Raw genomic sequence first — 19,285 nt, 5'->3', positions numbered from 1 at the left:
ATGGCCACCGTCGGGCACATAGTCTCGCGTACTCCCGCCAGTGAAGTGCTTTCACGAGCGCAGCAGCGCGCCATGCTCGTACCCGATTGCCTGGTCGAGGCGCGACGGATCGCCAACACCGTAATTTCCGGCTGGCATGGCCGGCGCAAGCGCGGCATCGGCGAGAATTTCTGGCAGTTCCGGCCCTATTCGGACGGCGAGAGCATGTCGCGCATCGACTGGCGGCGTTCTGCCCGTGACGACCATACCTACGTGCGCGACCGCGAATGGGAAGCCGCCCACACCATCTGGCTGTGGGCCGATCTTTCGCCGTCGATGATGTACAAGTCGAAGCTCGGCACCGTGTCCAAGGAGAGCCGTGCGCTGGTACTGATGCTGGCGCTCGCCGAAATCCTCGCGCGCTCGGGCGAGCGCATCGGCTGCCCGGGCATCATGGAGCCGGTCTCGGCGCGCAACGCCGCCGAACGGCTGGCGACCGCCATCATGCTGAGCCCACTTGCCGAGGGCCTGCCGGAAACCGGAATGATCCGCAGCGCCAGCGACCTCGTGCTGATCGGCGATTTTCTCGATCCTGCCGAAAAGATCATGGACCGCCTCGGCCCGCTGGCCAGACGCGGCCTGCGCGGCCATGTGGTCGAGATCGCCGACCCGGCCGAAGAAGTGTTTCCCTATTCCGGCCGGACCGAATTCACCGACCCGGAGACCGGCGAGAAGCTGACCGCCGGCCGCGCCGAAGTGCTGCGTGAAGACTATCAGCGCGCCTATATTGGCCGCCGCGACACGCTGGGCGTGACGCTGCGCCATCTCGGCTGGACCTTCACCCCGCACAAGACCGACCGGCCCGCCTCCGAGGCGCTCGTCGCCGTGCACACCTATCTCTCCGGCATGCCGGGACGCGCGACCCACGGAGGCCAGCTATGAGCGGCCTCGCCTTCCTCTTCACCAATCCGGCCATCCTTGCCGCCCTGGTTGCCCTGCCGGTCATCTGGTGGCTGCTGCGCATGACGCCGCCAAGGCCGTCGGCCGAAGTCTTCCCGCCGCTGCGCATCCTCGCGTCGGTGATGAAGCGTGAGGAGACCCCGGCGCAAAGCCCGTGGTGGCTGACGCTGTTGCGCATGCTGATGGCCGCCGCCCTTATCCTTGCGATCGCCGATCCGGTGATCAACCCGCGGCAGAACACGCTTTCGTCAGCCGGTCCGCTTGCCCTCGTCATCGACAATAGCTGGGCGACGGTCTCCGACTGGAACCAGCGGGTCGAAGCCGCCGGTGCGCTGATCGACGACGCGGAAGCCAAGGAGCTTCCCGTTTCGATCGTCTTTACCACCGACCGCCAGCACGACGCGACGCCCGCTTCCGCCGCCGCGGCGCGCGACCGCCTGGCCGCCGCCCAGCCGCAACCGCTGCCGGCCGACCGAGAGCGGGCACTCGCTGCCATAAAGGCCGCGCTTGCCGGCTCTCCGCCCGGCACCCTCGCCTTCCTCAGCGACGGCATCGAAGCGTCGAATGGCGGGACGATGCAGCAGATCGCAGAGCTCGGCGCTACGAATGTCCGCCGGGTCGAGGGCAATGCGGAAAGCGCCATCGCGCTAACGGCAGCGACCAACGAAAACGACGGAATGCGGGTTACCGCCTCGCGCCTGCCGCTCGGCGAGCCACGCGCCTATTACGTGCTTGCCCGTGACATTCGCGGCACGGCGATCGCCGAGGGCGAGCTTCGCTTCGCGACGGGCGCCACGACGGCGGATGCCTTGCTGAAGGCGCCCTTCGAGCTGCGCAACGACTTCGCACGTCTGACGATCGAGGGCCAGGCGACGGCCGGCGGCCTGCACTTGCTCGATGACGGCAACCGCCGCCGCCGGGTCGCGCTGCTCAGCGGCGAGGTTCATCAGTCGCAGCCGCTGCTTTCGCCGCTCTACTACATCAAGCGCGCGCTCGAGCCGCATGCCGACCTGATCGAACCCCGCGAAGAGGCGGTCGGGAAGGCAATCGCCGAGCTTCTGGCGCAAAATCCGTCGATCCTCGTCATGGCCGACGTCGGCCGTCTGCCGGACGAAAGCTACCCGCTGGTCACACGCTGGCTGGAAAATGGCGGCATGCTGGTGCGCTTCGCCGGCCCGAGGCTCGCCGGCGCGCCCGCCGACGACCCGCTCGTACCGGTCGTGCTCCGGCAGGGCGAGCGTACGCTCGACGGCGCGCTTTCCTGGTCGGAACCGCAGCCGCTTGCCGACTATCCGTCCTCGAGCCCCTTTGCCGGACTGGAACGCCCGCGTGACGTGCTGGTAAAGCGCCAGGTGCTGGCGCAACCGACACCCGATCTCACGGAGCGGACCTGGGCCAACCTCGCCGACGGCACACCGCTGGTGACGACCGCCGAGCGCGGCCGCGGCCGCATCGTGCTCTTCCACGTGAGCGCCGATCCGAACTGGTCGAACCTGCCGATCTCCGGCTCGTTCGTCGACATGCTGCGCCGCTCCATCCAGCTGTCGCGCGCCGGCGGCGTTGCCGGCGATCAGCCAAGCAAGGCACAGACGTTGCCCCCCTATCGCCTGGTGAGCGCCCGCGGCGAACTGACCGGCGACACCGGCAGCGCTCGACCGCTCGAAATCGCACCCGGCATCGCGCCCACCGTTTCCGCCGACACCCCCCCCGGCCTCTACGGCTCGGAGGAAGGTTTCGTCGCCAACAATCTGCTGCCTGACGGCGGCAAGCTCACCCCGATTACAGGCAATCTCGTCGGAGCGCGGGCCGAAGGACTGGAGGGCGCCCGGCCCTTCTCGATCCGACCCTACCTCTTCGGGCTGGCGCTGGCGCTCTTCGTCCTCGATACGCTGATCGTTCTCTACATGGCCGGCGGTCTCGCCGGGCTGCGCCGGCGCGCAGGCCGCGGCGCCGCGACCGCGGCACTGGTCGCAACCCTTGGCCTTGCGACGCTCGGCCTTGTAGCCGCTCTCGCCCCGGCGATCGCACATGCGCAGGACAGCCAGCCGAGCGACGAGCAGACGCTGCAGCGGCTGGACACGACCCATCTCGCCTACGTCATCACCGGCGAGCAGGAGGTCGACCGCCTCTCCGAACAGGGCCTCATCGGCCTCAGCAACTATCTGACCTACCGGACGGCGCTCGAACCAGGAGCGCCCGTCGGCGTCGACCTCGAACAGGACGAACTGGCCTTCTATCCGATCATCTACTGGCCGGTTTCGGCCACCGCCCCGATGCCGAGCAGCCGGGTCATGAGCCGGATCGACGCCTATATGCGCAACGGCGGCACCGTGCTCTTCGACACGCGCGACCAGTTTTCCTCGCTGACACCGTCGGACGCCGGCGACAGTCCCAACGTGCAGCGCCTGCAGGCGATGCTGAGCGGGCTCGACATTCCGCCGCTGGAGCCGGTGCCCTCCGACCACGTGCTGACGAAGGCCTTCTATCTGCTTTCGAACTTCCCCGGGCGCTATGCGGAAAGCCAGCTCTGGGTCGAGGCCGCCCCCAATGACGACGAAGACCGCAGCAATCGCCCCGTGCGCGGCGGCGACGGCGTCACGCCGATCATGATCACCGGCAACGATTTTGCCGGTGCCTGGGCCGTGGACGTCAATGGCGCACCGCTCCTGCCGACAGTGCCGCCGGACGAGATGCAGCGCGAATATGCCTACCGCGCCGGCGTCAACATCATGATGTATATGCTGACGGGCAACTACAAGGCCGATCAGGTTCACGTGCCGGACCTTCTGCAAAGGCTTGGACAGTGAGGGCCGATCGATGACCTATGGCTTTGCCCCGCTGATCCCGTGGATCTACTTCGTCCCGCTGCTCGCAATCGCGGCGCTGTTCATCGCCTATGGCCTCTGGCAGAAGGTGCGCGGCGCCTGGCTGCGCCTGGCCGCACTCGCAGCGCTCGGACTGGCGATCGCCAACCCCTCCATTTTCGTGGAGCTGCGCGATCCGCTCTCGACCATCGTCGCCGTCGTCGTCGACCGCAGCCAGAGCCAGCGGAACGGCGACCGCACCGCGCAGACCGATCGCGCCGTCGAGGGCCTGAAGGAACGGCTGGCGGCCATACCGCTGATCGAGCCGCGGATCATCGAGGCAAACACCGATCCGGCAGATGTCTCGCCGTCGACCAATCTCTTTGGCGCGCTTGCCTCCTCGCTGTCTGACGTTCCCCCGGCGCGCATCGGCGGCGCCATTTTCGTCACCGATGGCCAGATCCACGATGTGCCCGATGTCGCTCGCGCGCTCGGTTTCGACGCGCCCGTGCACGGGCTGATCACCGGCAAGCCCGATGAATTCGACCGGCGTGTCGAACTGATCAACCCGCCGCGCTTCGGCATCGTCGGTGAGGAACAGAAGCTCTCGTTCCGGGTGGTCGACGACGGGGCGGCACCCGGCGGCAGCGCCGAAGTCACGATCCGCCTCAACGGCAACGAGATCGCCCGCGAGCGCGCCGAGCCCGGCACGGACGTCCCGTTCGCCTTCAACGTTCCGCGCGGCGGCAACAACGTGCTCGAATTCGCCGTCGATGCCGTTCCGGGCGAAGTGACGACGGCCAACAACCGCGCGGTCCACGTGCTCGACGGCATTCGCGAGAACCTGCGCGTGCTCTTGGTCTCCGGCGAGCCGCATGCCGGTGAACGCGCCTGGCGCAACCTCTTGAAATCCGATGCGGCCGTCGATCTCGTACATTTCACCATTCTGCGTCCGCAGGAAAAGCAGGACGGCACGCCGATCAACGAGCTATCGCTGATCGCCTTTCCGACGCGCGAACTCTTCGTCGACAAGATCAACGAGTTCGATCTGATCATCCTCGACCGCTACCAGCACCGCGGTCTGTTGCCGATCCTCTACTACGACAACATCGCGCAATATGTGGAGAACGGTGGCGCGCTGCTAATTGCGGCAGGTCCCGAACATGCCGGTGACGATTCGATTGCAGCGACACCGCTTGAGGCAGTGCTGCCGGCCGCGCCGACGGGCGTCATGAACGAAAAGGCCTTCTTCCCGCGCCTGTCGGAGGAAGGAAAGAAGCATCCGGTGACCCGCGGTCTGGAAGGCTCCGACAGCGAGCCGCCGCATTGGGGCCGCTGGTTCCGCACCGTGGACGTCAACCGACCGCAGGGCCATACGGTCATGGAAGCGGCCGACGGCAAACCGCTGCTGGTGCTCAACCGTGTCGGCAAGGGCCGCGTCGCCATGCTGCTCTCCGATCAGGGCTGGCTCTGGGCTCGCGGCTTCGAAGGCGGCGGACCCCACGTGTCGCTCTATCGCCGCACCGCCCATTGGCTGATGCAGGAGCCCTCGCTCGAAGAAGAGGCGCTAACGGCACGCGCGCGCGGCCGGACGCTCGAAATCACCCGCCAGACGATCGATGGCGATCCGGGTCCGGTGACGCTGGTCGCTCCCTCCGGCGGGAAGCAGGACGTCAAGCTGACCGAACGCCAGCCGGGCCTCTACTCGGCCGAAGTCGCCACCACGGAAACCGGGCTCTTCGAGATGTCGAACGGCGACCTCACGGCTCTTGCCCATGTCGGCGACCCCAACGCTCCGGAATTCAAGGCCGCGATCTCGACCGAGGACAAGCTGCGTCCCTGGGCGGAAAAGACCAAGGGCATCGTGCGGCGCCTCGCAAGTGCCGATGGACCGCTCGACCTGCCCACGGTTCTGCCGGTCAGGGGCTCGATCCGAGCGGCAGACGACCAGCGGCTCTCGATCCGCATGACCGACGAAACCGTGCTGAAGGGCGTCAATTCAGTGCCGCTGTTTACCGGCTTCCTTGGTCTTGCGGCGCTGCTGCTGCTGATTTCCGCCACCTGGTATCGCGAGGGACGATGAGCGACAGCAGCATGGTCGTCAGCGACCTTCGCGACGCACCACATTTCTTCGATGCCGTGGCCGACCGCGTCTGGCGCGCCTGGTGGGAACCGCATGGCTTTCCGCTGGAACACATTACCGGCCTGCTTCAGGCGAGCCTTGCCGACGGTGCCGAGCCGCTGTGTCTGGTGGCGCATGCCGGCGACCGTTTCGTCGGCACCGCCTCGGTCATCGCCTCCGATCTTGAGGAGCGACCGGATCTCACGCCGTGGGTCGCTGCCGTCTGGGTCGATCCGCCGTTCCGCGGGGCAGGTATCGGCGGCGACATCGTGCTGAAGGCAGCGCAGGCGGCGCTCGATACCGGCGCCGAAGCCGTGCATCTTTGCGCCCTCTCGGGCAAGCGCGCCTTCTACGAGCGTCTCGGCTGGCAGCTCGACGAGACGGATGTCGGCGAAGACCGCCTGGATGTCTTCAGCATGCGCCGTGTCGAAAGGTAAAGGCCGATGTTCGTCGTCACCGACGCCCCGCCGCCCGAGGCGATCGAAGCAATCGGCAACGGTCTTGCAGCCTTCAACGCCGCCGACGTCGGCCCGTCGGAGCGACGCCCCCTCGCCGTCCTTGTCGGCGGCCCCGAGGCACAGGGAGCCTGCGGCGGCCTGAACGGCTACACCGGCTGGGGCTGGCTATTCGTGCAATGGCTGTGGTTACCGGAAGATCTTCGCGGACAGGGGCTTGCCGGCAAGTTGCTCCAGGCGGCCGAGGACGAAGCGCGCAATCGCGGCTGCCACAGCGCCTGGATCGACACCTTCAACCCGCAGGCCCTGCGCGCCTACGAGCGTCAGGGCTATGCGGCCTTCGGTGAACTGCCGGATTTCCCTGTTGGCCGAACCCGGGTGTTTCTGAAGAAATCGCTCGTCGCGCGATAAGGTCCGGGATCAGACGGCCAGCGGCAACGCAATCGGCTCCGCCTGCATCAGCCTATCATCCCGCCAGGAGATAACGCCGGCAAGTCCGGCATGCACACCCTCTGCCATCGGCACGACGAGCACCCGCGCCGGGTCGACCGGCCCAGGGAACTCGAGTGCCGCGTAACGCACCTTCTCGAAGCCGAGCGGCTGGTAATAGGGCGGATCGCCGACAAGGATCACCGCGTGTGAGCCCTTGCGCCGCGCCGCCTCGACCGCGATACGCACCAGTTCCCGGCCGATGCCCTGGTTCTTGTGCGACGGCCTGACGGCGAGCGGTCCGAGCAGGTGGCCCTTGATCGAGCCCGCCATGACCGGCGTCATCCGGACCGATGCGATCGTCTCGCCATTGTCGGCGCAGATGAAGGACAGCGACCGGTCATGCGGCCCCTGCTCGCGGATGCGCGCGGCCGCCCGGGCAAACCGGCCGGGGCCGAAAGCTTCTTCGTTGATGATTTCGATGGCTGCGTCATGGGACGCGTCTTCGGTCAGATAGACGAGATCGTGCTTTTTCATGAGATCGAGAAACCAGGCATGCGAACAGACATAGGGATGGCTTCGCCCGATGAGGGCGTTGGCAGCATCAGCGTCGTCGCAGGTTTCCCGAGAACATCATCTGTGCGGATTCTTCCAGACACGAAAAAAGTTGTGAAATCGCCGATAGCAGAAATTTGCCCTCTGTCAAAGCCTAAAACGCACTGTTCCGATTTCGCCACCTATCGAATGTCGCTGGAAGCGCTATCTATTGACGCAACGATCACGAAGGAGTTTGTCCGATGGGCAGGTTGGTAGATGGCGTCTGGCAGGACGTCTGGTACGACACGGTGGCAACGAACGGCCACTTCAAGCGCAGCGCTTCGCAGTTCCGCAACTGGGTGACGGCGGACGGGTCGGCCGGCCCGAGCGGCGACGCCGGCTTCAAGGCCGAGGCCGATCGCTATCACCTCTATGTTTCGCTCGCCTGCCCATGGGCCCATCGTACACTGATCTTCCGCAAGCTGAAAAAGCTCGAGGACCTGATCTCCGTTTCCGTAGTCGATCCGCTGATGCTCACCCAGGGCTGGGAATTCAAGGACGGCGGCATCGGCACCGGCGATCATCTCTTCGGCTCGAAGGCGCTGTGGCAGGTCTATACCCGCGCCGATGCCAACTATTCCGGCCGCGTGACCGTGCCCGTCCTCTGGGACAAGAAGCAGAACACCATCGTTTCGAATGAATCCTCCGAGATCATCCGGATGTTCAACTCCGCCTTCGATGGCCTGACCGGCTCGACGCTCGATTTCTATCCGGAAGAGCTCCGCGGCGAGATCGATGCGATGAACACCGACGTCTACAACGACGTCAACAACGGCGTCTACAAGGCAGGCTTTGCCACCACGCAATCCGCCTACGAGGAAAGTGTGACGGCACTCTTTGCCCGGCTGGACAAGCTGGAAGAGCGCCTCGGCTCGCACCGTTACCTCACCGGCAGCCGCCTCACCGAGGCCGACTGGCGGCTATTCACGACGCTGGTGCGCTTCGATCCTGTCTATGTCGGCCACTTCAAGTGCAACATCCGCCGGATCGCCGACTATCCGAACCTCCAAGGGTATCTGCGGGAACTCTATCAGGTGCCGGGCGTGGCCGAGACGGTCGACATGCGCCACATCAAGGAGCACTACTACCGCAGCCACACGACCATCAACCCGACCGGCGTCGTGCCGGTGGGCCCGGTGCTCGACCTCACCGCCCCGCACGGCCGCGAGGCGCTGTAACACTGCACTGAAAGGGCAATCGATCGCTACCAGTAGCGATCGATTGCGATGCCGCCGGCAAGTTCCGCAAGCCGGCGGCGTGTTGCCGGCGTGGTGTCGTCAGGCAGCGCGTCCAGTGCGAAGAAGCCACTTTCGGAAATCTCGAGATCGGGCGTTTTCGGCGCGCTCTGGCTGACACCGTCACAGCGGTAGAAGACGACGTGGTCGCGGCGGCTCGTGCGCCTGTTGTAGTAGACCTGGATGAGCACCGGCGGCGCCGAAACTTCGAGGTTCCCCTCCTCGCGCAACTCCCGCAGCAAGCCGTCGATCGAGGCCTCGTCGCGGTCGAGCCCTCCGCCCGGCAGGTGCCAGCCCGGCAGGTAGGAGTGGCGGACGAGGAAAACGCGGCCCTCGCCATCGAAACAGGCCGCCCGCACACCCATCGTCATGCCACGCGCAACAGCGTAATAGCCATGCGCAAGCCACATCAGCAGCCGGAGATACCAGCGCCGCATCTCCGGTGGCCGATCTTGTTCCAGGCGTTTTTTCCTTCCTCGTCCCGGCCACACGCGATTCATCGGGCGACCTGATTCCCCTCGGCCGGAATATGCGCTAGACGGGGTCGATGTTCAAACTCGCCCATATTTCCGACGTCCACCTCGGGCCCTTGCCCGAGCTATCCCTCAGGGAACTCGCTTCCAAGCGCATCACCGGTTTCGTCAACTGGCACCGCAACCGCAGCCGCCATCTCTTCACCGGTACGCTCGACACCCTGCTGGCCGACATCGAGAAGAAGGATCCGGACCATCTGGCGATGACGGGCGATCTCGTCAATCTCGCCTCCTCGCTCGAGATCAAGGCGGTCACCGAATGGCTGGAGGATGCGGGCAAGCCGGAAAACATCTCCGTCGTTCCGGGCAACCACGACGCCTATGTTCCGGGCGCCTACGAGAAGACCACCCGTGCCTGGTATCCCTATATGCGCGGCGACGATGCGCCGGCGCATTGGCATGACCGGCACCGCTGCTTTCCCTACATGCGCGTGCGCGGCCCGGTGGCGCTGATCGGCTGCTCGACCGCCGTTGCGACCCCGCCCTTTGCCGCCAGCGGCTATTTCGGCCAGCGCCAGGCCCGCGCCACCGTCAATCTGCTGAGACAAGCCGGCGAAGCCGGGCTCTTTCGCATCGTTATGATCCACCATCCGCCGATCCGCGGCGCAACCTCGATGCACAAGCGCATGATCGGCATTCGCCGCTTTGCTGCGACGATCTCGTCCGGCGGCGCCGAACTCGTGATCCACGGCCACACGCACCTCAACACTGTCTATTGGCTGAAGGGCCAGCATGCCCCTGTCCCGGTTGTCGGCATCGCCTCGGCCTCGCAAGGTCCTGGCGGCCACAAGCCGCCGGCAGCCTACAACCTGTTCACCGTCGCCGGTGAAGCCGGGAACTGGCACCTGACGCGCGAGCGCTACGCCCTGAACGACGATGCCACCACGGTGTCGCTCGCCGAAACCACACGCTTCTAGGCGAACGCAGCCTCCCTCCGCAGAAAATTCATCGCCCGGCGAATAAACCCCGGCCCTGCTGCGTCATACTCCGGTCCGCCGCCGCATGGCAGCGCGCCCGCCTCTGCGCGAATGCAGGACACGCAGTCGTTTGAAACAGCGCGAGGCTTTCGCGGTCATGCGCCAGCAATGGGAGATGGCATGATGAACCACAAGAACCTCGTTTTCGCCCTGTTTGCCGCCGGGGCAACCAGCTTCATGGCGCATGCGGTGATGGCCGCCGGCGAGGATACGAGCGAACCGCCGAAGAAAACCAAGACGACCAGCGAATGCACCGACGGCAAGGTGTGGGACGCCAAGAAAAAGGCCTGCGTTGACGCCAAGAAGAGCGACCTTGGCGACGATATCCTGTTCCAGGCTGCCCGCGAACTCGCCTATGCCGGCCAGTATGAAAATTCGATCAGGGTGCTCGGCGCCGTCAAGGACCAGCAGAGCGCCCGGGTGCTCAACTACCTCGGCTATGCCAACCGCAAGGCCGGGCGCATGGAACTCGGCATGCAGTACTACAAACGCGCGCTCCAGGCTGACGAGAACTACATCCTCGCCCGCTCCTACATGGGCCAGGCGCTGATCGAACAGGGCCGCGTCGAGGAAGCGCGTGTGCAACTCGTCGAGATCCGCGACCGCGGCGGCGAAAACACCTGGGCTTACCGCGCCCTGCTGCAGTCGCTCGGCGGCGTCCGCCAGTACTGACCGGGCGGTAACATGGACGGGCGGCGCCAGGCGCCGCCCTCGATCCGACGTGCCACGGACACGCACTGGGACGCTAGGTTTTCTTCGACCCGCTTGCCGCCGGCCCGTTCTTTTTGGGCTCGCTTGCCTTGGCTGCATTTCCCTTCGCCCCGCCTGCTGAGGGACCGCTTCCCGTCGTGCCGTCAGCAATCGACTTTGCCTCGTTCTTCTTCTCCGACCATTCCGGCGGCAGGCCGAGCGCGCCGCCGGCGATGCCGCCGAGACCGGATCCCTTGCCGAACACGGCGCAATCCGGATCGGTGGGTTTGCCGGTGACGGCATAGGCAACGCTGTTCTTGACGCTCTTCATCGACGGCAGCTCAAAATCGGACTTCATCGGGTCACCCGATTTTTCGAGCAGCGCACTGAAGTCGCTTGAGAAGTCGCCTGCAAGCTCGAAGGCGTCGGCGGCCGTCGAGGCGCGGGACCCGTTGGTGAGGATGTTGGCGCCACGCGCCCATGCCAGCCCGGCGATCTGCTTGCCCATTGGGTCGAATGCCTCCGCCTCGACCGCGAGACTTCCAAGGCCGATGGGAATGCGCGGAACCGGGATCGGAGCGACGGCCGAGGTGACGGTCGACACGCCGGCGACGACTGCATTGGTCGATTTGACCTTGCTGATCACGGAGCGCACCGCCATGTCGGCGGGCTTGGAGATCGGCACGACGTCGAATTGCTCGCTCAGGGCTTCGCAGAGCGACCGGTCGATCGCCGTGGCCACCAGCTTCTTTTGCGGATCCCCGAGCTTGTCGAGATCCGCGGTGGCGGCAAAGGTCGTCGGGATCACATGCACCGTCTTGACGTTCTTGGTGGCAGCAGAATCCACCCGGTACTTCGTCTTGGTCACCATCCCGTCGCTGGCAACGAAATCCTTGTAGGACGATAGAGACCCCGTTTCCATGACCTGGGCGCTCTGGCAGGCGGCGAGCCCCGCAAACAAAGGCACCAGCGCTGCCGTGCGAATGACGGCCGCACCTCCCCGAATGCGGCGTCCGCCACAATGTCTCCCGACAAACCTGACAATACTCATGCCATTGCGATGCTGTGCGTTCATTGGCGTATCCCCGACGTCGACCTGCAGTTGTGCATGAGGTCCGGCCAGATTCGGGCCGAACTTTGACGCGATCTCCGGCCACCATTGCAGTTAACGGTAACGAAACGCGTGATTAACGGCCGCGGGCAAGCGAAAGCTTTTTGGGAAAAGGCGCCATGAAGCAGCAGAATTTGCTTTCCGTTCCGGGACTTCCCTTGCAGACTAAGGAGCAAATGTTTCATATCATCCGCTCGTGCGCAGCACGGCGAATAAATGCATGATCCGGCACGTTTCATTGGAAGAGAAATGCGTCCAGCGGCAGAAACGAAGGACTTCAGACGCGACTTGGTCAGCCTGCTGCCCAAATTGCGCCGTTTCGCGATGACGCTGACGCGTAATGCCAATGACGCCGACGACCTCGTCCAGGAAGCCTGCGAGCGCGCGATCACCCGCAGCCACCTCTGGAACGGAGAGGGCCGGCTGGAAAGCTGGGTCTACGCGATGACGCGCAATCTCTGGGTCGACGAAATCCGCAAGCGCAAGGTTCGCACCGGCAGCGGCACCGTCGATGCGCTCGGACATGACGAACTCAGCATCGAGCCGTCGGCCGAAAAAGCCGTCTACGCCAATCAGTTGCAGAAGATGATCCTGTCGATGCCCGAGGGACTGGCGAGCGTGTTCCTGCTGGTTAATGTCGAAGGCCACAGCTATCGCGAGACCGCCGATATCCTGGGCATTCCGATCGGCACAGTCATGAGCAGACTGTCGACCGCGCGCCTCAGGCTCGCGGCGATGATCTCAGAGAATACCGAAAGGAGGGCCTGACCGTTGCAACAGACAAGGGGTCAAGCGCTCGAAGTGCGCCTTTCTGCCTATATCGACGGCGAGATCGGCGAAGCTGAACGAACCGAACTCGACGCGATTCTCGCCCGCGACGAGGACGCCAAGGCGTTGTTCGAGAGGCTGAAGGCCGGCAGCAGCTTCGGCGATACCGCCTTCGAGGATTTCCTGCACGATCCCGTGCCGCTCGCTCTTGTCCGGCAAATCAAGCAGGGTCCAGGGGTCAATCCGAAGACCGAGCGGATTGCGGCAACGACGACCACTGTCCGGCACGCGCGGGTCTGGCCGCGCATGCTTGCCGCATCGGTGGCCCTGCTGCTGCTCGGCGGCGGCGCCGGCTTCATCGTCGGGACGGCGAACACCGGGAGCGAGCCGACCAAGCTCGCCGCGGCGCGTGGCTGGCTCGACGACATCGCCGACTATCACCGCATCTATTCGCGGCAGAAGGAGCATCTGGTCGAGGTCCCGGCGACAGAGGGACCGAAGATCGAGACCTGGCTTGCCGCAAGCGTCGGCGTTCCCTTCAAGGTCCCGCAGCTTTCCGGCAAGGGCCTGACCTTCGAGGGCGCCCGGCTGCTCGTCGCCAACGGCAAGCCCGTGGCGCAGCTCGTCTACCGAAGCACCGAAGGCGAAATCTTCGCGATCTGTTTCCTCAAGAACACCACCGGCCCGCAGGCGGAGCAGTTCGACGAGAGCATCCGCGACGATCTCGGCATGGTCTCCTGGCAGCGAGGCGGCGCCTCGTTCGTGCTCGTCGGCCCGTCTTCCCATGTCGGCATGCAGGACATCGCCGAAGCCGTCGCCGCGACGATCTGAGATCGACGGCATCCCCTACCCCTGAAACGAAAAGGCCGCGCCGGGTTTCCCCGACGCGGCTTCATTCGTCACGCTAAAGCGTATCAGCCGCGCTTCATCTCGAGTACGCGGTTTGCCGCCGAAACGATCGCTTCGAGCGAGGCGGCAACGATGTTGGTGTTGATACCGGCGCCGAACAGCTTGCCACCCGGGTGCTCCATCTCGACATAGGCGATCGCGGCTGCGTTCGAGCCGTGCTGCAGCGAGTGCTCGGAGTAATCCGCAACCGAGAGGTCGATGCCGAGATAGATCGACAGCGCATTGATGAAGCCGTCGATCGGGCCGGTGCCCTTGCCTTCGATGCGCTTGACCTCGCCATTGTCGGTGATCTCGGCCGCCACCACGCGCACGCCCTTGTGCTCGCCCACCGGATAAGTGTGATGGTCGACGAACTTGATGCGCGCGCCCGGCTGCTCGACGTAGCGCTCGATGAAGCGCTCGTAGATGCGCTTGGACGGCAGCTCCTTGCCTTCCTCGTCGGTGATGCGCTGGATGTCCTCGCGGAACTCGACCTGGAGGTTGCGCGGCAGGTTGATGCCGTAGTCTTCCTGCAGGATGTAGGCGATGCCGCCCTTGCCCGACTGCGAGTTGATGCGGATGATCGCCTCGTAGGAGCGGCCGACGTCACGCGGATCGATCGGCAGGTACGGCACTTCCCAGAGCGGCTTGTTGGCGGTCTTGATCGCCTTCATGCCCTTGTTGATCGCATCCTGGTGCGAGCCGGAGAAGGCCGTGTAGACCAGTTCGCCGACATAAGGATGGCGCTCGGGAATGACCATCTGGTTGGAGTATTCGTAGACTTCCTTGATCCGCTCGATATCGGAGCAGTCGAGCTGCGGATCGACGCCCTGCGTGAACATGTTCAGCGCCAGCGTCACGACATCGACGTTGCCGGTGCGCTCGCCATTACCGAACAGCGTGCCTTCGACGCGGTCGGCGCCAGCCATCAGGCCCAATTCGGTGGCGGCGATGCCGGTGCCGCGGTCGTTGTGCGGGTGCAGCGAGATGATCAGGCTTTCGCGGTTGTCGAGGTTGCGGCACATCCATTCGATCTGGTCGGCATAGATGTTCGGCGTCGCCATCTCGACGGTCGAGGGCAGGTTCAGGATCAGCTTGTTGTCTGGCGTCGGCTTGACGATCTCGGTGACGGCGTTGCAGATCTCCAAGGCCACTTCGAGCTCGGTGCCGGTAAAGCTTTCCGGCGAATACTCGAAGCGGTAGCCGCCGCCGGCCTTGGCCGCCATGTCGGTGATCATCTTGGCTGCGTCGGTCGCAATCTGCTTGATGCCGCGCACGTCCTTGGCAAACACCACGCGGCGCTGCAGTTCACTCGTCGAATTGTAGAAATGCACGATCGGTTGGTGCGCGCCTTCCAGCGCTTCGAAGGTGCGGGTGATCAACTCGGGCCGGCACTGCACCAGCACCTGCAGCGACACATCCTTGGCGACATTGCCTTCCTCGATGCACCAGCGGGCAAAATCGAAATCGGTCTGCGAGGCCGAGGGGAAACCGATTTCGATTTCCTTGAAGCCCATGTCGAGCAGCAGCTGGAACATGCGGGCCTTGCGATCGTGCCCCATCGGGTCGACCAGCGACTGGTTGCCGTCACGCAGGTCGACCGAGCACCAGATCGGCGCCTTGGTGATCGTCTTCGACGGCCAGGTGCGGTCGGTGAGCGCGATCTGCGGATAGGCCTGGTACTTCACCGCCGCTTCCGGCATGCCAATCTTAACGGGATGGGATTTCTGGATCATTGCAGCTTCTCTTCATCACTGGACGTCCTGGCCGCCTTGCCATACCCGATCGGGGATCGGATTGCGATGGCTAATGCCGCGCCGAACGCGCCTTTATCCTAAAACACTTGATGGGGTCGAGGAGCATCCGCCGGCGTGGCTTTTCGGCCGCCGGGCGCTCCTCAGCGAACCCGGCAACCGCGAGTAAGGCCGAGAAGAAGAAGCGAGGCGAAGGCGCGCGACGGCGCACGATTGGTATCGTGTCCGGCGGGGATCGAGGCGATCCGATATGCGTCAGCCTTGGTCATGCTCAAAGCCTATACACGGCTTGCCAGAGTGGAGCAAGCCACGCGATGGCAAGGATCACCGCAAAAAGAAAAGGGCACCGGCGAAATGCCGATGCCCTCCAAATCCTTGACTTGCTTGCGAACTCAGATGTCCGCAGCAGACGAGATGATCCGCGAAACGAGGCCGTAGGACTTCGCTTCCTCAGCAGAAAGCCAGTAATCGCGGTCCGTGTCCTTGGCGATCTTCTCGACCGGCTGGCCGGTTGCGTCGGCGAAGATCTTGTTCAGGCGATCGTTCATCTTGATGATTTCGCGTGCCTGGATCTCGATGTCCGACGCCATGCCGCGGGTGCCGCCCGACGGTTGGTGAAGCAAGAAGCGGGTGTTCGGCAGGCAAATGCGACGCTCCTTGGGAGCGCCGACAAAGATCAGCGCGCCGGCGGAAGCGACCCAGCCGGTGCCGATGGTCCAGACCTTCGGCTTCACGAACTTGATCATGTCGTGGATGCTGTCGCCCGATTCGACATGGCCGCCCGGCGAATTGACGAAGATGCGGATGTCTTCGTCGCTGGCGGCGGCAAGCGCCACGAGCTGCGAGCAGACCTTCTGCGCCAGTTCCTGATTGATCGACCCGTAGATGAAAATCGAACGCGACTTGAAAAGGTTCGCCTCCGTTTCCTTGCCGAGCGGCAATTCGGTCTTCTTGTCGTCCTCGTCGTCGTTCATCATCCGTTTTTCTCCGGCGTCTCATGAAGTCTTCAGTCAAAGTCAGATAATGCGACTCGACCCCGAAGACAATGCAACAAACCGAAGCGGCGACAAAGCAGCAAGGTCGACTATGCTTATGGTAAAAACACCTACCGCCAAATGCCGTATAGACAGGGGGACGGAGGCCAATAAGATCGGTCGCGTCAAACACTCAAGAGTGGGGCCAGCCTCCCAGGTCCCGCCGATCCATGGGGACACGCATGAACAGACGCATCCTGATCGCCACTGCCGCGCTGATCGCCTCCGCCGCACCCGCCTTCGCCCATCTCAATCCGGCAGAGCACGGCTCGTTTGCCGCCGGCTTCTCGCATCCGCTGTTCGGACTTGACCATATCCTCGTCATGGTCGCCGTCGGCCTCTGGGCGGCGCAGATCGGCGGCCGGGCGCTCGTCGTCGTGCCGGCGGCCTTCGTCGCGATGATGGCAGCGGGCTTCGCGCTGGCGGTTGCCGGTGTCGGCCTGCCCTTCGTCGAGCCGGCGATCCTCGCCTCGGTGGTGGCACTCGGCCTGCTTGTTGCCATGGCGGTGCGGCTCGACACGGCAGCATCCGCTGCGATCGTCGGCGTCTTCGCCCTCTTCCACGGCCATGCCCATGGCGGCGAACTCGGTAGCGCCGGGGCGCTTGCCTTCTCGGTCGGCTTCATCCTCGCCACCGCCGCGCTGCACGTGGCCGGCATCGGCCTCGGCATCGCCCTTCAGCGCCTCTCCGGCGGCGGCCTGCTTGCCCGCGTCCTCGGCGGTCTCACGGCTCTAGCCGGCGCTGCCTTGATCTTCAGCTGAAATCAAACGGGCATGCAGCACGGACGAATTATCTTTCTGAACGGCACGTCGAGTGCCGGAAAGTCAACGCTGGCAAAGGCGCTCCGGGAAATCCTCCCGGAGCCCTTTTGTTACTATGCCTCCGACCAGCTTGCCGACGCCGGATTTCGGGTCCTTAGGCGCGGCATGCATCCTGGAATGCGCGGCGAACGCGCGAGGTTCTTCGACGGATTTCATCGCTCGATCGCAGCCTTCGCCGAGGCCGGCAACGACCTGATCGTCGAGCACATCGTCGAGGAGAAGAGCTGGGCCGACGATATCAGAAGGCAAACCGCGCATCTGGACATCTTCTGGGTCGGAGTGCACGCGCCCATCGAAGACCTGGAGCGTCGCGAGCGCGAGCGCGGCGACCGCACGATCGGCGAAGCCCGCTTTCACCTGAAGACGCACGATTACTGCGCCTACGACCTAGAAGTGGACACGCGCGACCCGACCGATCAGGTTGCCGCGCGCATCGTTGACGCCTGGCTCAAACGCCAGTCACTCAGGCCGTAGCGGGGGATCTCCCGCTTTAGCCGCGGCCTCGATAGGTCGGCACGCCCTGGTCGGGCAGCCACAGGCCCTCGGGCGGCTTGCCGGTCTGCCAGAAGACGTCGATCGGGATGCCGCCGCGCGGATACCAATAGGCGCCGATGCGAAGCCAGCGTGGCTGAAGCAACGACACCAGCCGTTGGGCGATCTCGATGGTGCAATCTTCGTGGAATGCGCCGTGGTTACGGAAGGAATGCAGGAACAGCTTCAGCGACTTCGATTCGACCAGCCATTCGTCCGGCACATAGTCGATCACGATATGGGCGAAATCCGGCTGGCCGGTCATCGGGCAGAGCGAGGTGAATTCCGGCGCGGTGAAACGCACCAGATAGTCCTTGCCCTTGTTGCCGCTCGGGACCCGCTCCAGCACCGCGTCTTCCGGGCTCTGCGGCAGGTCGACCTTTGCGCCCAGTTGCGAAAGGCCGGATACGTCAGTCTTGCTCATATGCCTGTTGCTCCATGAGAACATCCGCGCGTGGGTGCGGTCGACTGGCCTCTGCCCTCGTCGGCCCGCTCCGTTTGCGGCCCTTAAATCAGAACTGCCTCAAGAAGGAAACCTCGTCACGGTTGAAGTGCCGTCGACCTTGAATCAGTGGCGCCCGACCGTCGTCTTGACGCGCACACCGTGCGCCTTCTCACCTTCGGGCTCCACATGGATCGCGATCTTGGCACCGGGATGCACGTCCCGGATCGCATCCTCGATCCGGTCGCAGATGTCATGCGCCTCGCCGACCGGCATCAATTCCGGCACGACCATGTGGAAATCGACGAAGATCGCCGGACCGGCCTGACGGGTCTTCAGATCGTGCACGCCGAGCGAACCCGCGGCGTTGGCGGCGATCGCCTGTTTGATCGCGTCTTCTTCCTCACCCGAGACGGCCCGGTCCATCAGCCCGTCGATCGAGCGCGAGATCACCATCCAGCCCTGGTAAAGAATGTTGCAGGCGACAATGACGGCCAGCAGCGGATCAAGGATCGCGTAGCCGGTGGCGATCGCAAGCACGAGGCCGACGAGAACGCCGATCGAGGTGACGACGTCCGACAGGATGTGGTGGCCGTCGGCGCTGAGTGCCGGCGAGCGGTGCTTGCGGCCGGCGGTGATCAGCACATAGGCCCAGATGGCGTTGATGACGCCGGCGACGAAGTTGATCGCCAGGCCCAGAGCCGGTGCTTCCATCAACACTGGCGCCATCATTGCCGGCACCGCCTCCCAGACGATGAGCAGTGCCGCAACGACGATCAGAACGCCTTCGATAACGGCCGAGAAATACTCCGCCTTGTGGTGACCGAAGGGGTGCCCGGCGTCGGCCGGCTTGGAAGCATAGCCGATCATCAGATAGGCGATGACCGCCGCGATCACGTTGACGGTCGACTCCAGCCCGTCGGAGAGAAGCGCGATCGAGCCTGTCAGCCACCAGGCAAGCAGCTTCAGGCCGAGCACAGCGAGCGAGAGCGGTATGCCCCAGAAAGCAAGGCGGAGCACGGTGCGGTTTTCGGTTCCAGTCGTCATTGTCATTCCTCGTGCAGATGCAAACGAGTTGCAAACGCAAGCCCATTCAAACGCAAAACCGCCCGCGCGAATTTTCGCGCAGGCGGTCGATGGACAAGCATATGCTGG

At 64.5% G+C, this 19,285-nt stretch carries 19 protein-coding genes; 12 read left to right on the top strand and 7 right to left on the bottom strand.

Annotated features, from left to right (window positions below):
- The 5 genes from ASD01_RS09815 to ASD01_RS35455 are packed head-to-tail and all read left to right on the top strand — an operon-like array spanning position 1 to position 6,731.
- Positions 1 to 921, top strand: a complete 921-nt coding sequence (locus ASD01_RS09815; protein WP_034788827.1) for a DUF58 domain-containing protein — start codon at positions 1 to 3, stop codon at positions 919 to 921.
- Positions 918 to 3,746: a DUF4159 domain-containing protein gene (locus ASD01_RS09810; protein WP_034788830.1), complete on the top strand. Its 2,829-nt coding sequence runs from the start codon at positions 918 to 920 to the stop codon at positions 3,744 to 3,746. Before ASD01_RS09815 ends, ASD01_RS09810 begins: the two co-directional genes overlap by 4 nt.
- A 10-nt stretch (positions 3,747 to 3,756) precedes the next feature.
- Entirely contained in the window at positions 3,757 to 5,826 is a 2,070-nt protein-coding gene (locus ASD01_RS09805) for a membrane protein (RefSeq protein WP_034788833.1), read from the top strand.
- Entirely contained in the window at positions 5,823 to 6,302 is a 480-nt protein-coding gene (locus tag ASD01_RS35460) for a GNAT family N-acetyltransferase (protein WP_034788837.1), read from the top strand. The genes ASD01_RS09805 and ASD01_RS35460 overlap by 4 nt, the downstream gene beginning before the upstream one ends.
- A 6-nt stretch (positions 6,303 to 6,308) precedes the next feature.
- Positions 6,309 to 6,731, top strand: a complete 423-nt coding sequence (locus ASD01_RS35455; protein ID WP_060528888.1) for a GNAT family N-acetyltransferase — start codon at positions 6,309 to 6,311, stop codon at positions 6,729 to 6,731.
- Positions 6,732 to 6,740: 9 nt separating this feature from the next.
- Here ASD01_RS35455 and ASD01_RS09790 read toward each other — a convergent pair whose 3' ends face one another.
- On the bottom strand, positions 6,741 to 7,286 hold the full coding sequence (locus ASD01_RS09790) for a GNAT family N-acetyltransferase (protein WP_034788838.1): 546 nt from the start codon (positions 7,284 to 7,286) through the stop codon (positions 6,741 to 6,743).
- A gap of 260 nt (positions 7,287 to 7,546) precedes the next feature.
- On the opposite strand from ASD01_RS09790, the gene ASD01_RS09785 reads away from it, so the two are divergent.
- Positions 7,547 to 8,524: a glutathione S-transferase family protein gene (locus tag ASD01_RS09785; RefSeq protein ID WP_034788840.1), complete on the top strand. Its 978-nt coding sequence runs from the start codon at positions 7,547 to 7,549 to the stop codon at positions 8,522 to 8,524.
- A gap of 26 nt (positions 8,525 to 8,550) precedes the next feature.
- On the opposite strand, the gene ASD01_RS09780 is transcribed toward ASD01_RS09785, so the two are convergent.
- Positions 8,551 to 9,018, bottom strand: a complete 468-nt coding sequence (locus tag ASD01_RS09780; RefSeq protein WP_034788845.1) for an NUDIX domain-containing protein — start codon at positions 9,016 to 9,018, stop codon at positions 8,551 to 8,553.
- A 110-nt stretch (positions 9,019 to 9,128) separates the two neighbouring features.
- On the opposite strand from ASD01_RS09780, the gene ASD01_RS09775 reads away from it, so the two are divergent.
- Both ASD01_RS09775 and ASD01_RS09770 read left to right on the top strand, forming a co-directional pair.
- Positions 9,129 to 10,031 (top strand): metallophosphoesterase family protein, encoded by a 903-nt coding sequence (locus tag ASD01_RS09775; RefSeq protein WP_034788848.1) that lies wholly within the window; start codon positions 9,129 to 9,131, stop codon positions 10,029 to 10,031.
- A 183-nt stretch (positions 10,032 to 10,214) separates the two neighbouring features.
- A complete protein-coding gene (locus tag ASD01_RS09770; RefSeq protein ID WP_082566327.1) occupies positions 10,215 to 10,763 on the top strand; it encodes a tetratricopeptide repeat protein in 549 nt (182 codons plus the stop codon).
- Between the two features lie 73 nt (positions 10,764 to 10,836).
- On the opposite strand, the gene ASD01_RS09765 is transcribed toward ASD01_RS09770, so the two are convergent.
- Entirely contained in the window at positions 10,837 to 11,856 is a 1,020-nt protein-coding gene (locus ASD01_RS09765) for a DUF3313 domain-containing protein (RefSeq protein ID WP_082584603.1), read from the bottom strand.
- Positions 11,857 to 12,141: 285 nt separating this feature from the next.
- Between ASD01_RS09765 and ASD01_RS09760 the strand changes: the two genes are divergently transcribed.
- Positions 12,142 to 12,660: an RNA polymerase sigma factor gene (locus ASD01_RS09760; protein ID WP_034788854.1), complete on the top strand. Its 519-nt coding sequence runs from the start codon at positions 12,142 to 12,144 to the stop codon at positions 12,658 to 12,660.
- Between the two features lie 3 nt (positions 12,661 to 12,663).
- Complete coding sequence (locus ASD01_RS09755) at positions 12,664 to 13,491, top strand: anti-sigma factor family protein (protein WP_034788856.1); 828 nt, start codon at positions 12,664 to 12,666, stop codon at positions 13,489 to 13,491.
- 83 nt (positions 13,492 to 13,574) lie between these two features.
- On the opposite strand, the gene leuA is transcribed toward ASD01_RS09755, so the two are convergent.
- Both leuA and ASD01_RS09745 read right to left on the bottom strand, forming a co-directional pair.
- A complete protein-coding gene (gene leuA / locus ASD01_RS09750) occupies positions 13,575 to 15,284 on the bottom strand; it encodes a 2-isopropylmalate synthase (RefSeq protein ID WP_060518745.1) in 1,710 nt (569 codons plus the stop codon).
- 410 nt (positions 15,285 to 15,694) lie between these two features.
- Complete coding sequence (locus ASD01_RS09745; RefSeq protein ID WP_034788862.1) at positions 15,695 to 16,279, bottom strand: ATP-dependent Clp protease proteolytic subunit; 585 nt, start codon at positions 16,277 to 16,279, stop codon at positions 15,695 to 15,697.
- A gap of 239 nt (positions 16,280 to 16,518) precedes the next feature.
- Here ASD01_RS09745 and ASD01_RS09740 point away from each other — a divergent pair, with 239 nt between their 5' ends.
- Positions 16,519 to 17,097 carry a HupE/UreJ family protein gene (locus ASD01_RS09740; protein WP_034788864.1) on the top strand — a complete coding sequence of 193 codons (579 nt, stop codon included), beginning with the start codon at positions 16,519 to 16,521 and terminating at the stop codon, positions 17,095 to 17,097.
- A gap of 12 nt (positions 17,098 to 17,109) precedes the next feature.
- Positions 17,110 to 17,631 (top strand): chloramphenicol phosphotransferase CPT family protein, encoded by a 522-nt coding sequence (locus tag ASD01_RS09735; RefSeq protein WP_034788866.1) that lies wholly within the window; start codon positions 17,110 to 17,112, stop codon positions 17,629 to 17,631.
- Between the two features lie 16 nt (positions 17,632 to 17,647).
- Here the strand turns inward: ASD01_RS09735 and queF are convergent, their stop codons facing one another.
- The gene (gene queF / locus ASD01_RS09730) at positions 17,648 to 18,112 is read right to left on the bottom strand and encodes a preQ(1) synthase (protein ID WP_034788869.1); all 465 of its coding nucleotides are present in this window, start codon (positions 18,110 to 18,112) and stop codon (positions 17,648 to 17,650) included.
- A gap of 144 nt (positions 18,113 to 18,256) precedes the next feature.
- Complete coding sequence (locus ASD01_RS09725) at positions 18,257 to 19,177, bottom strand: cation diffusion facilitator family transporter (RefSeq protein ID WP_371273174.1); 921 nt, start codon at positions 19,175 to 19,177, stop codon at positions 18,257 to 18,259.
- Between the last annotated feature and the right edge of the window lie 108 nt (positions 19,178 to 19,285).

It is taken from the genome of Ensifer sp. Root423, assembly GCF_001426275.1.
Classification (GTDB): Bacteria; Pseudomonadota; Alphaproteobacteria; order Rhizobiales; family Rhizobiaceae; genus Ensifer; species Ensifer adhaerens.
The sequence above is the reverse complement of the archived record's forward strand: the minus strand, read 5'-3'. Positions and strand labels throughout refer to the sequence as shown.